Raw genomic sequence first — 16,883 nt, forward strand, 5'->3', positions numbered from 1 at the left:
CCGGGGAGGATCCGGTTCACCGCCTGAGTCCTGGAGAAGGCGAGGACTTGAGCATGGGATCCACAGCGCACCACGGTGGGGACGGCGTCGGCCGCCGCGATCTGATCAAGCGTTCGGCCGCGCTCGGCCTGGTGGCCGCCCCCGGCATGGGCCTGCTGTCCGCCTGCGCGAGCAGCGGCGGCGACGGACAGGACAAGGCGAAGGCCGGCAAGAAGAGCGCGAAGAACCCGCTCGGCGTCAACGACAGCGCCCGCATGGAGTTCGTCCTCTTCGACGGCGGTTTCGGCCAGGAGTACGCCCAGGACGCGGTGAAGATCTACCAGAAGGACTTCCCCAAGGCGAAGGTGAAGTTCGCGGCCACCCAGAAGATCCAGTCCACCCTGCAGCCCCGGTTCAATCAGGGCAACCCGCCGGACCTCATCGACAACTCCGGCGCCGAGCAGATGGACATGGGTGTGCTCGTCGGCAAGAAGCAGCTGGCGGACCTCACCCCGCTGCTGGACGCCCCCTCCTACGACGACCCCGGCAAGAAGGTCCGCGACACGCTGCGCCCGGGCATCGTGGAGATGGGCCAGTTCGACGGCAAGCCGGTCTGGATCCTGTACTACGCCTACACGGTCTACGGCGTCTGGTACTCGCAGAAGGCCCTGGACTCGCTGGACGCCACGTACCCCGAGACGTGGGACGAGATGCTCGCGGTCTGCGCGAAGGCCAAGAAGAAGGGCATGGCGGGCTGGACATACGCGGGCAAGTACCCGTACTACCTCCCCTTCTCCCTGTACCCGATGATCGGCAAGGTCGGCGGCCGCGAGGTGCTCGACGCCATCGACAACCTGGAGCCGAACGCCTGGAAGCACCCGGCCGTCAAGGCCTGTTTCGAGGCCTACTACGAGCTCTACAAGAAGGGCTACATCCTGCGCGGCACCCCGGGGCTTGACCACATCCAGTCGCAGACCGCCTGGGCCAAGGGCAACGCGCTGTTCATCCCGAACGGCTCCTGGGTGGAGAACGAGTCGGCCAACGTCATCCCCTCGGACTTCAACCTCGCGGTCTCCGCGCCCACCGGGCTCGACGGCTCCGACAAGCTGCCCTTCGGGACCATCTGGGCCTCCGGCGGGGAGCCCTTCATCGTCCCGGCCAAGGCGGCCAACGGCGAGGGCGGCATGGAGCAGCTGCGCATCATGCTCTCCGAGGCGTCCTCGAAGAACTTCACCGCCAAGGTGAAGTCGCTGACCGCGTACAACGGCGGCACTTCCGGTATCAGCCTCACCCCGGGTCTGAAGTCGGGCGTGGCGGCGCTGGACAAGGCCGGATCGAATGTGGTGAACCCGCGGCTGCAGGACTGGTACGTGCAGTTGCAGAAGGAGAAGATCGGGGTGGCCGGCCTCGGCGAGATGATGGCCGGCCGGCTCACCCCGGCCGAGGCCATCAAGAAGATCCAGGGCTTCGCCGACGAGACGGCCAAGGACACCTCGATCAAGCACTACAAGCACCAGTAACCAGCACCCCCGACAGCACCGGAGTGACGATGCAGCACGGCAAGTACCGGTTCATCGTGGGGTTTCTGGCAGTGCCCCTGGGACTGTACGCGCTCTTCGTGGTCTGGCCGTTCATCCAGTCCATCTACTACTCGTTCACGGACTGGACCGGCCTCAGCCCCGAATTCAAGATGGTCGGCTTCGACAACTACAAGAGGATGTTCCACGACGACATCTTCTGGAAGTCGTTGCAGCACAGTCTGCTGTTCGCTCTGGTGCTGCCGGTGGTGACGCTCGGTCTGGCCCTGTTCTTCGCTTTCATGATCAATGTGGGTGGCCGCCGGAGAAGGGGCGGCCCCGTGGTCTCGGGTGTCCGGGGCTCCTCCTTCTACAAGATCGTCTATTTCTTTCCGCAGGTCTTGTCCATCGCGATCGTCGCGCTGCTGTTCGCCTTCGCGTACAACCCCGACAGCGGCGCGATCAACTCGGTGCTGCGCGGTATCGGCCTCGACAGTGTCCAGCCGCTGTGGCTGGGTGATCCGAGCCTCGCGCTGTGGTGTGTGATGGCGGTCCTGGTGTGGTCCACGGTCGGCTTCTTCGTGGTGCTGTTCTCCGCGGGCATGGCCTCGATCCCGGCCGAGCTGTACGAGGCGGCCCTGCTGGACGGGGCCGGCCGCTTCACCACCTTCTCCCGCATCACCCTGCCCCTGCTGTGGGACACCGTGCAGTCCGGCTGGGTCTACATGGGCATCCTCGCGCTCGGCGCCGAGTCGTTCGCGGTCGTACAGATCATGACGACCGGCCCGGGCGGCCCCGACTACTCGACCACCGTGATGGTCCTGTACGTGTACCAGAAGGCGTTCCGGGACGGTCAGGCCGCCTACGCCACCACCATCGGCGTCGCCCTGCTCGTCGTCACGCTCGCGTTCGCCGCGGTCGTGATGCGGCTGGGCCGTCGCGAGCGGCTGGAGTTCTGAAGCGATGAAGACGACCGAGACCCCCGCCCCGCTGCCGGCCGAGTCCGGCGCGAGCGTCTCCAAGGTGGACACGCCGCCCTCCGCGCGGCCCCCCGCGAAGAAGAAGAGGGAGGGCGGCGTCCTCAACGTCTTCTCCCACGGCATGCTGATCATCTGGGCGATCATGGTGGTCATGCCGCTGCTGTGGGCGGTGATGACGTCCTTCAAGGACGACAGCGCCATCTTCGGCTCGCCCTGGTCGCTGCCGCACAGCCTGCACTTCGACAACTGGTCGCGGGCCTGGACCCAGGCCAATATGAGCGACTACTTCCTGAACACCGTCCTGGTGGTCGGCGGCTCGCTGATCGGCACCCTGGTGCTCGGCTCCATGGCCGCGTACGTGCTGGCCAGGTTCGACTTCCCGGGCAACCGGTTCATCTACTACCTGTTCGTCGGCGGCATGAGCTTCCCGATCATGCTGGCACTGGTCCCGCTGTTCTACGTCGTGAACAACATGGGCCTGCTGAACACGATCCACGGGCTGATCCTCGTCTACATCGCCTACTCGCTGCCGTTCACGGTCTTCTTCCTCACGGCGTTCTTCCGCACCCTGCCCACCTCGGTGGCGGAGGCGGCCTTCGTGGACGGTGCCTCGCACACGCGTACGTTCTTCCAGATCATGCTGCCCATGGCCAAGCCGGGCCTGATCAGCGTGGGCATCTTCAACTTCCTGGGCCAGTGGAACCAGTACATGCTGCCCACGGTGCTCAACACCGATCCCGACAAGCGCGTCCTGACCCAGGGCCTGGTCCAGCTGGCGGTCAGCCAGGGGTACAAGGGCGACTGGTCGGGACTGTTCGCGGGCCTGGTCATGGCGATGCTGCCGGTGCTCGCGGCGTACGTCGTCTTCCAGCGGCAGGTGGTGCAGGGGCTGACCGCGGGGGCGCTGAAATAGGGGCGGCACCCGGCGGGGCGGCCCCCCGCGGGTGTGTGGACGCACACCCTCCGACGCGCACCCTCCCGTCCCCGGGAGGGTGCGCGTCGGAGGGTCCCGGTGTGTCGAGGCTCCCGGAAACGGCTCAACCTCTTGACGGAAGACACCCCGAACGGCTCAGCTTAGAGTTCACTAGTTGGACATACACGGGGCCTCGCCGAAGCGGCCCCGCGCTCAGGAGGTCGTCGTGGAGACTCCAGGGTCGCAGTCATCACTGCACCGAGCCAACCTGGAGCGGGTCGTCCGGGCCGTACGCCTGGCCGGGTCCCTCACGCAGGCGGAGATCGCGCGGACGACCGGTCTGTCCGCCGCGACCGTCTCCAATATCGTGCGGGAACTGAAGGACGGCGGAACCGTCGAGGTCACGCCCACCTCCGCGGGCGGGCGGCGGGCCCGCAGCGTCAGCCTGAGCGGCGACGCCGGCATCGTGATCGGCGTCGACTTCGGGCACACCCATCTGCGGGTGGCGATCGGCAACCTCGCCCACCAGGTGCTGGCCGAGGAGTCCGAGCCCCTGGACGTCGACGCCTCCTCCGCGCAGGGCTTCGACCGGGCCGAGGAGCTGGTCAGCCGCCTGATCGCGGCCACGGGCGTGGACCGCTCGAAGGTGGCCGGCGTGGGGCTCGGCGTGCCCGGGCCGATCGACGTGGAGTCGGGCACGCTCGGGTCCACCGCGATCCTGCCCGGCTGGGGCGGCACCAAGCCCGCCGAGGAGCTGCAGGGCCGGCTCGGCGTGCCGGTGCACGTGGACAACGACGCCAACCTCGGCGCCCTCGGCGAGCTGGTCTGGGGCAGCGGCAAGGGGGTCCGTGATCTTGCCTACATCAAGGTCGCGAGCGGTGTCGGCGCAGGTCTGGTGATCGACGGGAAGATCTACCGCGGCCCGGGCGGCACGGCCGGGGAGATCGGGCACATCACCCTCGACGAGTCCGGCCCGGTCTGCCGGTGCGGCAACCGCGGCTGCCTGGAGACGTTCACGGCGGCGCGCTACGTGCTTCCGCTGCTCCAGCCCGGTCACGGCCCCGACCTGACCATGGAGGGCGTCGTACGGCTGGCCCGGGACGGGGACCCCGGCTGCCGCCGGGTGATCGCCGACGTCGGCCGCCACATCGGCAGCGGCGTGGCCAATCTGTGCAATCTGCTGAACCCGAGCCGGGTGGTCCTCGGCGGTGATCTGGCCGAGGCCGGTGAGCTGGTCCTCGGGCCCATCAGGGAGTCCGTCGGCCGGTACGCGATCCCCAGCGCGGCGCGTCAACTCTCGGTGCTCCCCGGGGCACTTGGCGGCCGTGCGGAGGTGCTCGGGGCGCTCGCCCTCGCGCTCAGCGAGATGGGCGATTCAACCCTTTTGGAGGGAACGCTGTCCGCAGCGGCGCCTGCCTTCACTTAGAGAACGGATGGCACCGTTGCCATCTCGTTAAGGATTTACTTCTTGACGTCGCACGTGTGGCCGAGTTGACTTCCAGCCACCTCGGCCGCAACGACGCGGCCTCGTCAGGGAGGTTTCTGAAGTGAACGCACGTATGCGTCGTGCCGCCGTTGCGGTTGCCGCCGGAGCGATGGCCGTCTCGCTGGCCGCCTGTGGCAGTGCCAAGGAGTCCAAGGGCGGCAGCGACCACTCCGGCTCCGGTTCGAAGAAGGGCGACGCCATCACGGTGGGTCTGCTCCTTCCGGAGAACCAGACCGCGCGTTACGAGAAGTTCGACAAGCCCATCATCGAGAAGCAGGTCAAGGACCTGACGAACGGCAAGGGCAAGGTCGTCTACGCGAACGCCAAGCAGGACGCCACCACGCAGAACCAGCAGGTCGACACGATGGTGACCAACAAGGTCGACGTGCTGATCGTGGACGCGGTGGACTCCAAGGCCATCGCCAGCTCGGTCAAGAAGGCCAAGGACGCCGGCATCCCGGTCGTCGCCTACGACCGTCTGGCCGAGGGCCCGATCGACGCCTACACCTCCTTCGACAACGAAGCGGTCGGCCACACCCAGGGCAAGGCCCTGCTGAAGGCGCTGGGCGACAAGGCCAAGCCCTCCTCGAAGATCGTCATGATGAACGGCGCGATCACCGACCCGAACGCCGCCTTCTTCAAGAAGGGCGCGCTGGCGGAGCTCAAGGGCAAGGTCGACATCGCCAAGTCGTACGACACCAAGGAGTGGAAGCCGGAGAACGCCAACGCCAACATGGAGGGCGCCATCTCCGCCCTCGGCAAGAAGAACATCGTGGGCGTCTACTCCGCCAACGACGGCATGGCCGGCGGTATCATCACCGCACTCAAGGCCGCCGGCATCAACGTCCCGGTCACTGGCCAGGACGCCGAGCTGGCCGGTGTGCAGCGCATCGTGACGGGCGACCAGTACATGAGCGTGTACAAGTCCTACCCGCAGGAGGCCGCCGTGGCCGCCAAGATGGCCGTCGCGCTGGGCAAGGGCGAGAAGCTCGACTCCATCGCCACGAGCAAGGTCGACAGCCCGACCACGAAGCAGGTCCCCTCGGTCATCGTCCCGGTCATCTCGCTGACCAAGGACAACATCAAGGAGACCGTCATCAAGGACGGCTTCTACACGATCAGCGACATCTGCACCGACAAGTACAAGTCGGCCTGCGCCAAGATCGGTCTGAAGTAAGCAGCCGCACCACCCTTACCCCAGGCGCGACTTCCCCGGAGGATCCCCCCGGCGGACGCGCCCGGTGACAAGCCCCTCCGGCGCCCCGCATCCACCAGCCCCGCAAAGCTCGGGCGGGGCGCCGGACGGACCCCCTTCCAAAGTTCTGCACAACCTCCCGCCGGGTCAGGCGGCGAAGGAGATGGTTCACGTGTCCGCTACGCCCGTGCTGGCGTTGCGCGGGGTCTCCAAGCGGTTCGGTGCCGTCCAGGCGCTCACCGACGTCGAGCTTGAGGTCCACGCCGGTGAAGTGGTCGCCCTGGTGGGCGACAACGGCGCCGGAAAGTCCACGCTGGTCAAGACGATCGCCGGCGTGCATCCCATCGATGAGGGTGTCATCGAGTGGGACGGCAAGGCCGTACAGGTCAACAAGCCGCACGACGCCCAGAACCTGGGCATCGCGACCGTCTACCAGGACCTCGCGCTGTGCGACAACATCGACGTCGTCGGCAACCTCTACCTGGGCCGGGAGCTGCGCAAGCGCGGCGTCCTGGACGAGGTGGAGATGGAGCGCCGCTCCCGTGAGCTGCTCACCACGCTGTCGATCCGCATCCCCAGCGTGCGCATCCCGATCGCCTCGCTCTCCGGCGGTCAGCGCCAGACCGTGGCCATCGCCCGCTCCATGCTCGGCGAGCCCAAGCTGGTCATCCTCGACGAGCCCACCGCGGCGCTCGGTGTCGAGCAGACCGCGCAGGTCCTCGACCTGGTGGAGCGGCTGCGCGAGCGCGGCCACGCCGTCATCCTCATCAGCCACAACATGGCCGATGTGAAGGCCGTGGCGGACAAGGTCGCCGTGCTGCGCCTGGGGCGCAACAACGGCGTGTTCGAGGTCAAGTCCACCTCGCAGGAAGAGATCATCTCCGCCATCACCGGTGCCACGGACAACGCCGTGACCCGCCGTGCGGCGCGCAACGGGGAGGCTCAGAAGTGAGCATCGACAAGACCTCCACCCCTGCCGGTCCGCAGACCGCGGAGAACCCGGAGGCCGCGGCCGGTTCGGACGTGGCCGTCGACCCCCGGCTGCTCGTGCGCGAGCAGGGCTTCGCCGGCTACGTCGGCGAGTTCAAGCGCAAGATCCGCGCCGGTGACCTCGGCTCCATCCCGGTCGTCGTCGGCCTGATCGTCATCTGGGCGATCTTCGCGAGCCTGAACTCCAACTTCCTCACCGCGGGCAACCTGTCCGACATCTCCGTGGCCATGGTCGGCACGGGCATGATCGCCGTCGGTATCGTCTTCGTCCTGCTGCTCGGCGAGATCGACCTGTCGGTCGGTTCGGTCAGCGGTGTCGCGGGCGCCACCTTCGCCGTGCTCAACATCACGCACGGCATGGCCGAGTGGCTGGCGCTCATCCTCGCCATCCTCACCGGCGCGGTGGCGGGCGCGATCCACGGCTTCTTCTTCGCCCGGGTCGGTGTCCCGGCCTTCGCCGTCACCCTGGCCGGTCTGCTGTTCTGGAACGGCTTCATGCTCCAGATCCTCGGCAGCAACGGCACCATCAACCTGGACGACAGCGGTCTGGTCGCCAAGCTCAGCGGCTACTACTTCAGCGACGTGGCGGCCGCCTACGGCCTCGCCGTCGTCGCCGTCGTCGTGTTCTTCCTCACCGCGTTCTTCGACAACCGCCGCCGCGAGGCCGCGGGTGTCCCGTCCCGTCCGCTGAGCGAGATCATCGTCCGCACGGTGCTCCTCGCCGTCGTGGCCTTCGCCGCCGCCGCCGTCTTCAACCAGTACAAGGGCCTGCCGCTGGCCGTCGTGCTGTTCCTGGCGGTCCTGGTGATCACGGACTTCGTGCTGCGCCGCACGGCGTACGGTCGCAAGATCTTCGCGCTCGGCGGCAGCATCGAGGCGTCCCGCCGGGCCGGCATCAACGTCGCGGCGGTCCGGATCTCGGTCTACGCGATCTCCGGCACCTTCGCCGCCATCGGCGGCCTGTTCATCGCCTCCAAGATCACCTCGGCCAACCAGGGTGCCGGCGGCGGTGACCTGCTGATGAACGCGATCGCGGCGGCCGTGATCGGCGGCACGTCCCTCTTCGGCGGCCGCGGCCGGACCTGGAACGCGCTCCTCGGCGTGCTGGTGATCGTCTCGATCCAGTACGGCCTCGCCCTGCAGGGCATCGCCTCCCCGGTCCAGTACATGATCACCGGCGGCGTCCTGCTGGCCACCGTCGTCATCGACGCGGTGACCCGCAAGACCCAGAAGTCGGCCGGGCGCGCCTGACACCCGCAAGACCCCAGTGCCCGGCGCCCTTCGGGGCGCCGGGCACTCCCGTGTCTTACACCCGGACACCACCAGCGAAGCCGGAACATTAGACTCGACAGGCCCGGCAAAGCTCGATCAGCTCTACTGCAAGGAGGCACGGGTGCCGCTGCTGACCCGCATCAGGGGACCGCGCGATCTGGACCGGCTCAGCCTGGAGGAGCTGGACCAGCTGGCCGAGGAGATCCGGGGCTTCCTCGTCGACGCCGTCTCCAAGACCGGCGGCCACCTCGGCCCCAACCTCGGCGTGGTCGAGCTCACCATCGCCCTGCACCGCGTCTTCCACTCCCCGAAGGACAAGGTGCTGTGGGACACCGGCCACCAGTCCTACGTGCACAAGCTGCTCACCGGCCGGCAGGACTTCTCGCGGCTGAAGATGAAGGGCGGCCTGTCCGGCTACCCCTCGCAGGCCGAGTCCGAGCACGACGTCATCGAGAACAGCCACGCCTCCACGGTCCTCGGCTGGGCCGACGGCATCGCCAAGGGCAACGAGCTGAAGAAACGGGACAGCCGCGTCGTCGCCGTGATCGGTGACGGCGCGCTGACCGGCGGCATGGCCTGGGAGGCGCTGAACAACATCGCCGAGGCCAAGGACCGCCCGCTCGTCATCGTCGTCAACGACAACGAGCGCTCCTACGCCCCGACCATCGGCGGCCTCGCCAATCATCTGGCGACCCTGCGCACGACCGACGGCTACGAGCGCTTCCTCGCCCGGACCAAGGACATCCTCGACCGCACCCCGGTCGTCGGCAAGCCGCTCTACGAGACCCTGCACGGCGCGAAGAAGGGGCTGAAGGACTTCATCGCCCCGCAGGGCATGTTCGAGGACCTGGGCCTCAAGTACGTCGGCCCGATCGACGGGCACGACATCGAGGCGCTGGAGTCGGCCCTCGCCCGCGCCAAGCGGTTCGGCGGACCGGTCATCGTGCACTGCCTGACCGAGAAGGGCCGCGGCTACCAGCCCGCCCTCCAGGACGAGGCCGACCGCTTCCACGCCGTCGGCAAAATCCACCCCGACACGGGCCTGCCGATCGCCTCCTCCGGCGCCGACTGGACCTCCGTGTTCGGCGAGGAGATGGTCCGGCTCGGCGAGGAGCGCGAGGACGTCGTCGCCATCACCGCGGCCATGCTCCAGCCGGTCGGCCTGGACAAGTTCGCCAAGCGCTTCCCCGACCGGGTGTACGACGTCGGGATCGCCGAGCAGCACGGTGCCGTCTCCGCGGCGGGCCTCGCGCACGCCGGGGTGCACCCCGTCTTCGCCGTGTACGCCACCTTCCTCAACCGCGCCTTCGACCAGGTCCTCATGGACGTGGCCCTGCACAAGTGCGGGGTGACCTTCGTGCTCGACCGGGCCGGTGTGACCGGCACCGACGGCGCCTCGCACAACGGCATGTGGGACATGTCGCTCCTGCAGGTCGTCCCGGGACTGCGGCTCGCGGCCCCACGCGACGCCGACCAGGTCCGCGCCCAACTGCGCGAGGCCGTCGCCGTCGACGACGCGCCGACCGTGGTGCGCTTCTCCAAGGGTGCCGTCGGCCCCGCCGTACCGGCCGTGGGCCGCGTCGGCGGGATGGACGTGCTGCGCGAGCCCGGCACCGACCGGCCCGACGTGCTGCTCGTCTCGGTCGGCGCCCTCGCCCCGATGTGCCTGGAGATCGCCGGCCTGCTCGAACGGCAGGGCATCTCCACCACCGTGGTCGACCCGCGCTGGGTCAAGCCCGTCGACGAGGCCATGGCCCCGCTGGCGGAGCGTCACCGGGTCGTCGTCACCGTCGAGGACAACAGCCGGGTCGGCGGGGTCGGCTCCGCCGTCGCCCAGGCCCTCAGGGACGCGGGCGTGGACGTGCCGCTGCGCGACTTCGGTATCCCGCCGCGCTTCCTCGACCACGCCTCCCGCGCCGAGGTGATGGCCGAGATCGGACTGACCGCGCCCGACATCGCCCGCCAGGTCACCGGCCTCGTCTCCAAGCTCGACGGCCGCTTCGACCGTACGGCGCAAGCGGTGGACTCCGTGGAGCCCGCGCGCGACTAGGGCCTGTCTGACATTCGCGTCGTCGCCCGAAGGGCGGCCGCGCGGCGTCAGGTGCGTGCTCTCGGCGTGCCGGCCGCAGGCCCTTGTACTGGACGTACTCGGGTCTGGGGCCGGTGCGGCGAGTGGGGGTCCCCCCGGCCGAAGGCTGGGGGAGCGTGCATGGCGTCGCGCGGCAGACGCGAATTGTCAGATAGGGCCTAGGTCCTCCGGCTCGTCCGGGCCGGTTCCGCCGCTGTTCCCAGGTGGCGGAACCGGCCCTTCTGCGTGAACCTGCCTGTGCCGGGGCATACGCATCCCGACCCTCTCGATCATGTCGAGGACGACAAGCGTGGGAGGCAGGACAGTGAGCAGCGCGCTCTTTCGGACGAAGAACGTAGAGCAGTCCATCCAGGACACCGAGGAACCCGAGCACTCGCTCAGGAAGTCGCTGACCGCCCTCGACCTGACCGTCTTCGGCGTCGGTGTCATCATCGGCACCGGCATCTTCGTCCTCACCGGCACGGCCGCCAGGAACACCGCGGGCCCCGCCGTCTCCCTGTCCTTCGTCGTGGCCGGTGTCGTCTGCGCCCTGGCCGCCCTGTGCTACGCCGAGTTCGCCTCCACCCTCCCGGTGGCGGGCTCCGCCTACACCTTCTCCTACGCCTCGCTCGGTGAACTGCCCGCCTGGATCATCGGCTGGGACCTGGTCCTGGAGCTGGCGCTCGGCACGGCGGTGGTCGCGGTCGGCTGGTCCGGCTACATCCACTCGTTGCTCGACAACGCCGGCTGGCAACTGCCGGAGTCGCTCAGCGGCCGGGACGGCGCCACCGGCTTCGGCTTCGACATCCTCGCCGCCGCCCTCGTCCTGGTGCTCACCGCGATCCTCGTCGTCGGCATGAAGCTCTCCGCGCGGGTCACCTCCGTCGTCGTCGCCATCAAGGTCGCCGTCGTCCTCGTCGTGATCATCGCCGGCGCCTTCTTCATCCGCGGCGGCAACTACCACCCGTTCATCCCGAAGGCGCAGTCCGCGGCGGCGGCGGGCAATCTCAAGGCCCCGCTCATCCAGCTGATGTTCGGCTGGGCGCCCTCCAGCTTCGGCCTCATGGGCATCTTCACCGCGGCGTCCGTGGTCTTCTTCGCCTTCATCGGCTTCGACGTCGTCGCCACCGCCGCCGAGGAGACCCGCAACCCGCAGCGTGACGTGCCGCGCGGCATCCTGGGCTCCCTGGTCATCTGCACCGCCCTGTACGTCGCGGTGTCGATCGTGGTGACCGGCATGCAGAAGTACAACCTGCTCTCCATCAAGGCGCCGCTGGCGGACGCCTTCAAGGCCACCGGCCACCCCTGGTTCGCGGGCCTGATCAGCTTCGGCGCCGCCATCGGTCTGACCACGGTGTGCATGATCCTGCTGCTCGGCCAGTCCCGGATCTTCTTCGCCATGAGCCGCGACGGCCTGCTGCCCCGCTTCTTCTCGCACACCCACCCCCGCTTCCGCACCCCCTACCGGCCGACCATCCTGCTCGGCGTCGTCATCGCGGTCGTCGCGGGCTTCACCAGCCTCAGCGAACTCGCCGAACTGGTGAACATCGGCACGCTCTTCGCCTTCGTCGTCGTCGCCATCAGCGTGATCATCCTGCGCCGGACCCGCCCCGACCTGGAGCGCTCCTTCCGCACCCCACTGGTGCCCGTCGTCCCGATCGTGTCGGTGTGCGCCTCGCTGTGGCTGATGCTGAACCTGCCCGCCGAGACCTGGCTGCGGTTCGCGGTCTGGATGGTGATCGGCTTCGGCGTGTACTTCCTGTACGGCCGCTCGCACAGCCGTCTGGGCCGGCGCGAGGCCGCCGCGGCCGCCTCGGCCCCGCGGCCGCCGACCGGGAAGACCCCGTAACGCTCCGTCAACATCCCCGGCCCCGTATGTTCCGCTTCGGGCGGACCCGCGGGGCCGGATAGCGTGCTCCCCATGCTCGCCGTCCCGCTCGCCCCCGCACGGTCCGTGACCAACCGAACGGCGTACTGGGGCCGGCTGTCACCCGCGCTCGCCGCACTGGCCTGTCTGACCCGCGTCCCCTCCTTCGTCCGGCCGCTGTGGAACCCCGACGAGGGCTACCTCGCCGTCCAGGCGGGCCTCCTCGCCCAGGGCGGTCACCTCTACGACACGGTCGTGGACCGCAAGCCGCCCCTGCTCCCCTGGCTGTACGAGGCCGCCTTCGCGGTGTGCGGAGCGGGTTCCCTGACGCCGCTGCGGGTGCTGGCGGTCCTCGCCCAGCTGCTCACCGCGGTGCTGCTCGCCTCGCTCGCCCGGCGCCGCTGGGGCGACGGCGCGGGCTGGACGGCCGGGGTGCTGTACCTGCTGGTCTCGGTCGGGCTCAACCCCGAGGACGCGCAGGCGGCCACCTTCGAGGTGTTCATACTGCCCTGCACCGCCGCCGCCGTGTGGTGCGCCGACCGCGGGCGCTGGACCGCGGCCGGGGCCGCCGTCGCCGCCGCGTTCCTCACCAAGCAGACCGGCGGCGCGGTCCTGCTGCCGGTGGTCTGGCTGCTGCACCGCCAGGGCGCCACGCGGACCGGCCTGCCGCGGCTCGTGGCCGGGTTCGCCGTGCCGGTGCTGGGCGCGGCCCTGGTCACCGACCCGGCCGGATTCCTGTTCTGGACGGTGACCGGCTCGGCCGCCTACGCCGCCTTCGCCGGATCCGAACTCCATGTGCTCGTCCGGGCGTCGGTCAACACCGCGATCCTGGGCTGCGCCTCGGCCGGTCTGCTCGCGCCCGTCGTACGGGCCCTGCGGGTCGCCCGTACCGGTGCGACGGACCTGTGGCTGTGGCTGGCCTCCTCGGCCGGCGCCGTGGCCCTCGGACTGCACTTCTTCGGGCACTACTATCTCCAGCTCACCGCGCCGCTCGCGCTGCTGGCCACCTGGGCGCTGCGGATCCTGCCGGCGGAGCGCCGCGTGAGCGCCGTGCTCACCTCGGCCTGCTGCTGTTCCCTCTTCCTCGCCTGGGGCCTGTTCGCCCCGCGCCCCGAACTCGCGCACGCCCAGCGGCTCGCCGGCGCCCTCGAACGCCGTACCGGGCCCACGGACCGCGTCGTCGTCTGGGGGATACACCCCGAGACGTACTGGCTGGCCGGCCGCAGTCCCGCCACCCGCTATCTGACCGCCGGGCTGCTCACCAACTACAGCGGCGGCCGGGACGGCTCGCAGGTCGGTGAGAAGTTCGCCGTCGCCGGGGCCTGGCCCGTCTTCCGGCGGGAGATGGACGCGCACCGCCCGGCGCTGGTCGTCGACGACTCCCGCGGCAAGCCGTACGCCGCCGACCGCGTCCCCAGCCTGCGCCGCCTGCTCGCGGCACGCTACGAGGAGGTGGGCACGGTGGACGGGGCCGTGCTGTACGCCCGGCTGCCCAGGGAGTAGCGGGAGCGGCTCAGCCCAGCACCGCGCGCGGGCCCGCCACCTCGGCGCCCAGTTCGGTGACCCTGCGCCGCAGTTCGCGGTCGGCGGTGATCACCAGCCGGTCCCGGTCGCCGTGCTCGGCGGCCAGTTCCACGATCCGGTCGTCACCGCTGCCGGGCGCCGCCTCCACCCGTACGCCCGGCACCGGCGTCACGTCCCGGGCCGCGCCCTCGACCACGAGCACGATCTCCACCGGTTCCGCGCGGCCGGGCAGCCCCGTCTCGGCCAGCCGGTCGCGCAGCCGCTCGGCGGCCCCCGCGCGGTCCCGCCACCAGCCGTCGGGCCGCGATCCGACGACGTTCGCGCCGTCCACGATCACCAGCAGCGGGTGGTGCGGGGGCGCGGCGTCGCGGGCGTCGTCCATGCCGCCAAGGGTGCCATGCCCGAAGGCTCCGGGGCGGCAGGTCCCGTCAGGGGGACGGCTGGGGAACAGGTGCTCGAACAGCATATGATGTGCCGAGTTTTTTCAGGGTTCCCGTGCCCGTGATGCGGCGGACTTCAGGAAGGTGCACGAGGCCATGCGGAGAAGGCCGGCAGGCCCCGTGGACGCCGTCCGCCCGGCCGGGCGCACGCGCGAGGAGCAGGGACGGTTCGCGTCCGGCGTCGCGTACGGCGACTGGCTCACTCTGGGCAAGGACGGCCGGCTCACGCTGTACGCGCCCACGGACGGCGGACTGCTGAGGTGGACGGAGACCACGGCCGGCGGCCCGGCCTGGAGCGGCCCGCACTTCGTGGCGGTGCCCGGGCTCGCCGAGCTGACCGTGGTGCAGGGCGCCGACACCTATGTGCACTTCCTCGGCCGCCGGGAGCGCACCGCGGCCGACGGCTCGCGCGGCCTCGACGTCGTCCACGCCATCCAGTACCAGACCGGGCTGGCCTGCACCGACTGGCGTTCGCTGGGCAACCCGCACCCGGGCGGGGATCCGGGCCGCCCGGTCGGCGCCGTCGCCCCGGACGGCACGGTGCACGTCTTCGCGCGCGGCGCGCAGGGCGCCCTGATGCTGCGCCGGGAGGCCGCGAACGGCAAATGGCGGGCATGGGAGAACCTGCGCGGCGGCGGCATCGACGCGCCGCCCGCGCCGGTCGCGCTCGCCGACGGCAGGGTGGAGGTCTGCGCCGCCGCGGAGACCGGCGTGCTGGTCTGGCGCCAGTCCGCGCCCGGCGGCGACTTCGGCGGCCCGCGCGGGTTCGCGCTGCGGGCCGCGCCGGGTACGGTCGCCGCGGCGGAGACCGCGCCCGGCCGGGCCACGTTCTTCTGGACGGACGCCGACAGCGGTGCCGCCGCGGCCTGGCGGCTCGGCGGCTGGCCGAGCCCGCTCGGCGGGTCCCCGGCGAAGCGGCCGTACGCCGTGCTGCGCACGCCGTTGGACGGCTACGACTGCCTCGTCCTCGCCTACCGCGACCCCGACGGCTCGGCCGTGCTGGGCATGGGCGGCACCGAGAGCGAGGAGGCCGGCTTCTGGTGGTACGCGCTGGCCGAGTCCTGCCAGGGCGCTCCGGCCCTGGCCCGGGACGGCCACGGGCGCGTGGTCATGGCACTGATCGGCGCCGACGGGGTGCCGAAGGTGGCCCGCCAGGAGGACGGCGCCGGACTCTCCCTCACCCACTGGCAGACGCTGTGAGGCACTGACGGTGCCGGCCGCCCGCTCGGCGGCCGGCCGGCACCGCGGGCGTCAACCGCCCGTCGCCGGTGACTTCTTGGCGGACTCCGGGATCGTGTCGTCGGAGCGGATCGCCTTCCACAACTGCGTGGCCTGCGGCTCGGCGGCCACGACCCGGTTGGGGTCGACCTTGTCGTACGCCACGGGCAGCATGATCGTTTCCATGGTGGACGGGTCGACGCCGTTCAGACTGCGGCCGAACTCCGCCAGCTTGCTCAGCGAGGCGAGTTCGGAGTCGGTGGTGAGCGCGGCGGTCAGTTCGTCGGCTATCCGGTAGGTCTTGGCCGGGCTGCCCAGCAGATCCTGCTTCTTGATCTCGGACAGCAGGGCGATCATGAACTGCTGCTGCAGTCCGATACGGCCGAGGTCGCTGCCGTCCCCGATGCCGTGCCGGGTGCGGACGAACTGCAGCGCCTGCGTGCCGTCGAGCCGGTGCGTGCCGGCGGCCAGGTCAAGGCCGCTGGAGGAGTCGTGGATGTCCCGGTCGACGGTGACGCTCACCCCGCCTATGGCGTCCACCAGCCCCTTGAAGCCGGCGAAGTCGATCTCGACGTAGTGGTCCATGCGGACCCCGGAGATCTGCTCGACGGTCTTGACCACACAGGCCGGACCCGCCTGGGAGTAGATGGAGTTGAACATCACCCGTCGCGCCGAGGCCACTTGGGAGCCGTCCGCCTTGGTGCACTGCGGCCGGGTCACCAGGGTGTCGCGCGGGATGCTGATGGCGACGGCCTTCGTGCGGCCCTCGGGTATGTGCATCACCAGCGCGGTGTCCGAACGCGCCCCGGAGACGTTGCCCGTGTGCAGGGCGGCGTTGGCGCCGGCGCGCGAGTCGGAGCCCAGGATCAGGATGTTCTGGCCCGAGGTCGGCAGCTTCTGCGGGCGGTCGTCGCCGATCGCCTTGTCGATGTCGACGCCCTTGATGTTGTTGTCGAGGTCGCGGTAGAGCCAGTAGCCGACGCCACCGGCGGCCAGCACCAGGACGAGGACGGACAGCAGAACGATCCGGCCCCAGCGTCTCCTTGGGCCCTTGCCGCCCCGCGGCCGGCGCCGCCCCCCGGTCGAGGGGGCCTTGCGGGCACCCCGGGGCTCGGTGGTGGCGCTGTGCGTCATCGCCTTCGGTTCCTCTCCTCACGGGCTCCGCTTCGCGGAGGTTCGGGGGCGGTGGGGGGAGGCCGACCCTCTGAAACTATGAATGCAGTAAGAGAACTATAAGCTTTGCGACTAGGGCATTTGGGGAGTGGGTGGGGTCCGCAAGGGCCGGAGATGTATGGCACATGAATAAGTCTTGACCACAGGTAAGAATCACATAAGATGTGTCGGACCTGTGAACGCCGGTGGAGGGGGGCTTCGCCGCGCTCGCGGGCAGGGCAACGCCGGTCGGCAAGGGAGCCGACGGGGATACGCCGCTGC

The 16,883-nt window shown here is 70.0% G+C and carries 13 protein-coding genes; 11 read left to right on the forward strand and 2 right to left on the reverse strand.

Annotation, left to right across the window (positions count from 1 at the left end; translation table 11 throughout):
- Positions 1 to 53 precede the first annotated feature (53 nt).
- The 10 genes from ngcE to ACIBA9_RS17045 all read left to right on the forward strand — a co-directional run bounded on the left by ngcE (position 54) and on the right by ACIBA9_RS17045 (position 13,770).
- The gene (gene ngcE, locus ACIBA9_RS17000) at positions 54 to 1,499 is read left to right on the forward strand and encodes an N-acetylglucosamine/diacetylchitobiose ABC transporter substrate-binding protein (protein ID WP_399363678.1); all 1,446 of its coding nucleotides are present in this window, start codon (positions 54 to 56) and stop codon (positions 1,497 to 1,499) included.
- Positions 1,500 to 1,528: 29 nt separating this feature from the next.
- Complete coding sequence (locus ACIBA9_RS17005) at positions 1,529 to 2,455, forward strand: sugar ABC transporter permease (protein ID WP_362152917.1); 927 nt, start codon at positions 1,529 to 1,531, stop codon at positions 2,453 to 2,455.
- A gap of 4 nt (positions 2,456 to 2,459) precedes the next feature.
- The gene (locus tag ACIBA9_RS17010) at positions 2,460 to 3,389 is read left to right on the forward strand and encodes a carbohydrate ABC transporter permease (protein WP_399363681.1); all 930 of its coding nucleotides are present in this window, start codon (positions 2,460 to 2,462) and stop codon (positions 3,387 to 3,389) included.
- Positions 3,390 to 3,615: 226 nt separating this feature from the next.
- The gene (locus ACIBA9_RS17015) at positions 3,616 to 4,815 is read left to right on the forward strand and encodes an ROK family transcriptional regulator (RefSeq protein ID WP_399363683.1); all 1,200 of its coding nucleotides are present in this window, start codon (positions 3,616 to 3,618) and stop codon (positions 4,813 to 4,815) included.
- A gap of 133 nt (positions 4,816 to 4,948) precedes the next feature.
- Positions 4,949 to 6,052, forward strand: a complete 1,104-nt coding sequence (locus tag ACIBA9_RS17020; RefSeq protein WP_393899902.1) for a substrate-binding domain-containing protein — start codon at positions 4,949 to 4,951, stop codon at positions 6,050 to 6,052.
- A gap of 181 nt (positions 6,053 to 6,233) precedes the next feature.
- On the forward strand, positions 6,234 to 7,022 hold the full coding sequence (locus ACIBA9_RS17025) for an ATP-binding cassette domain-containing protein (RefSeq protein ID WP_362152926.1): 789 nt from the start codon (positions 6,234 to 6,236) through the stop codon (positions 7,020 to 7,022).
- Positions 7,019 to 8,311: a sugar ABC transporter permease gene (locus ACIBA9_RS17030; RefSeq protein WP_362152929.1), complete on the forward strand. Its 1,293-nt coding sequence runs from the start codon at positions 7,019 to 7,021 to the stop codon at positions 8,309 to 8,311. The genes ACIBA9_RS17025 and ACIBA9_RS17030 overlap by 4 nt, the downstream gene beginning before the upstream one ends.
- A 142-nt stretch (positions 8,312 to 8,453) precedes the next feature.
- The gene (dxs, locus tag ACIBA9_RS17035; RefSeq protein ID WP_362152931.1) at positions 8,454 to 10,382 is read left to right on the forward strand and encodes a 1-deoxy-D-xylulose-5-phosphate synthase; all 1,929 of its coding nucleotides are present in this window, start codon (positions 8,454 to 8,456) and stop codon (positions 10,380 to 10,382) included.
- A gap of 343 nt (positions 10,383 to 10,725) precedes the next feature.
- Positions 10,726 to 12,249: an amino acid permease gene (locus tag ACIBA9_RS17040; RefSeq protein WP_399363687.1), complete on the forward strand. Its 1,524-nt coding sequence runs from the start codon at positions 10,726 to 10,728 to the stop codon at positions 12,247 to 12,249.
- 72 nt (positions 12,250 to 12,321) lie between these two features.
- Positions 12,322 to 13,770, forward strand: coding sequence for an ArnT family glycosyltransferase (locus ACIBA9_RS17045; RefSeq protein WP_399363688.1), 1,449 nt, complete (start codon positions 12,322 to 12,324; stop codon positions 13,768 to 13,770).
- Positions 13,771 to 13,780: 10 nt separating this feature from the next.
- Here the strand turns inward: ACIBA9_RS17045 and ACIBA9_RS17050 are convergent, their stop codons facing one another.
- Complete coding sequence (locus ACIBA9_RS17050) at positions 13,781 to 14,173, reverse strand: NTP pyrophosphohydrolase (RefSeq protein ID WP_399363690.1); 393 nt, start codon at positions 14,171 to 14,173, stop codon at positions 13,781 to 13,783.
- Between the two features lie 154 nt (positions 14,174 to 14,327).
- Here ACIBA9_RS17050 and ACIBA9_RS17055 point away from each other — a divergent pair, with 154 nt between their 5' ends.
- Complete coding sequence (locus ACIBA9_RS17055; RefSeq protein WP_399363692.1) at positions 14,328 to 15,431, forward strand: hypothetical protein; 1,104 nt, start codon at positions 14,328 to 14,330, stop codon at positions 15,429 to 15,431.
- Positions 15,432 to 15,482: 51 nt separating this feature from the next.
- Here the strand turns inward: ACIBA9_RS17055 and ACIBA9_RS17060 are convergent, their stop codons facing one another.
- Entirely contained in the window at positions 15,483 to 16,583 is a 1,101-nt protein-coding gene (locus ACIBA9_RS17060; RefSeq protein WP_399363694.1) for an LCP family protein, read from the reverse strand.
- Positions 16,584 to 16,883: the final 300 nt, after the last annotated feature.

Origin of the sequence: Streptomyces sp. NPDC051452, from assembly GCF_044454765.1 — a bacterium.
In the GTDB taxonomy this organism is placed as follows: Bacteria; Actinomycetota; Actinomycetes; order Streptomycetales; family Streptomycetaceae; genus Streptomyces.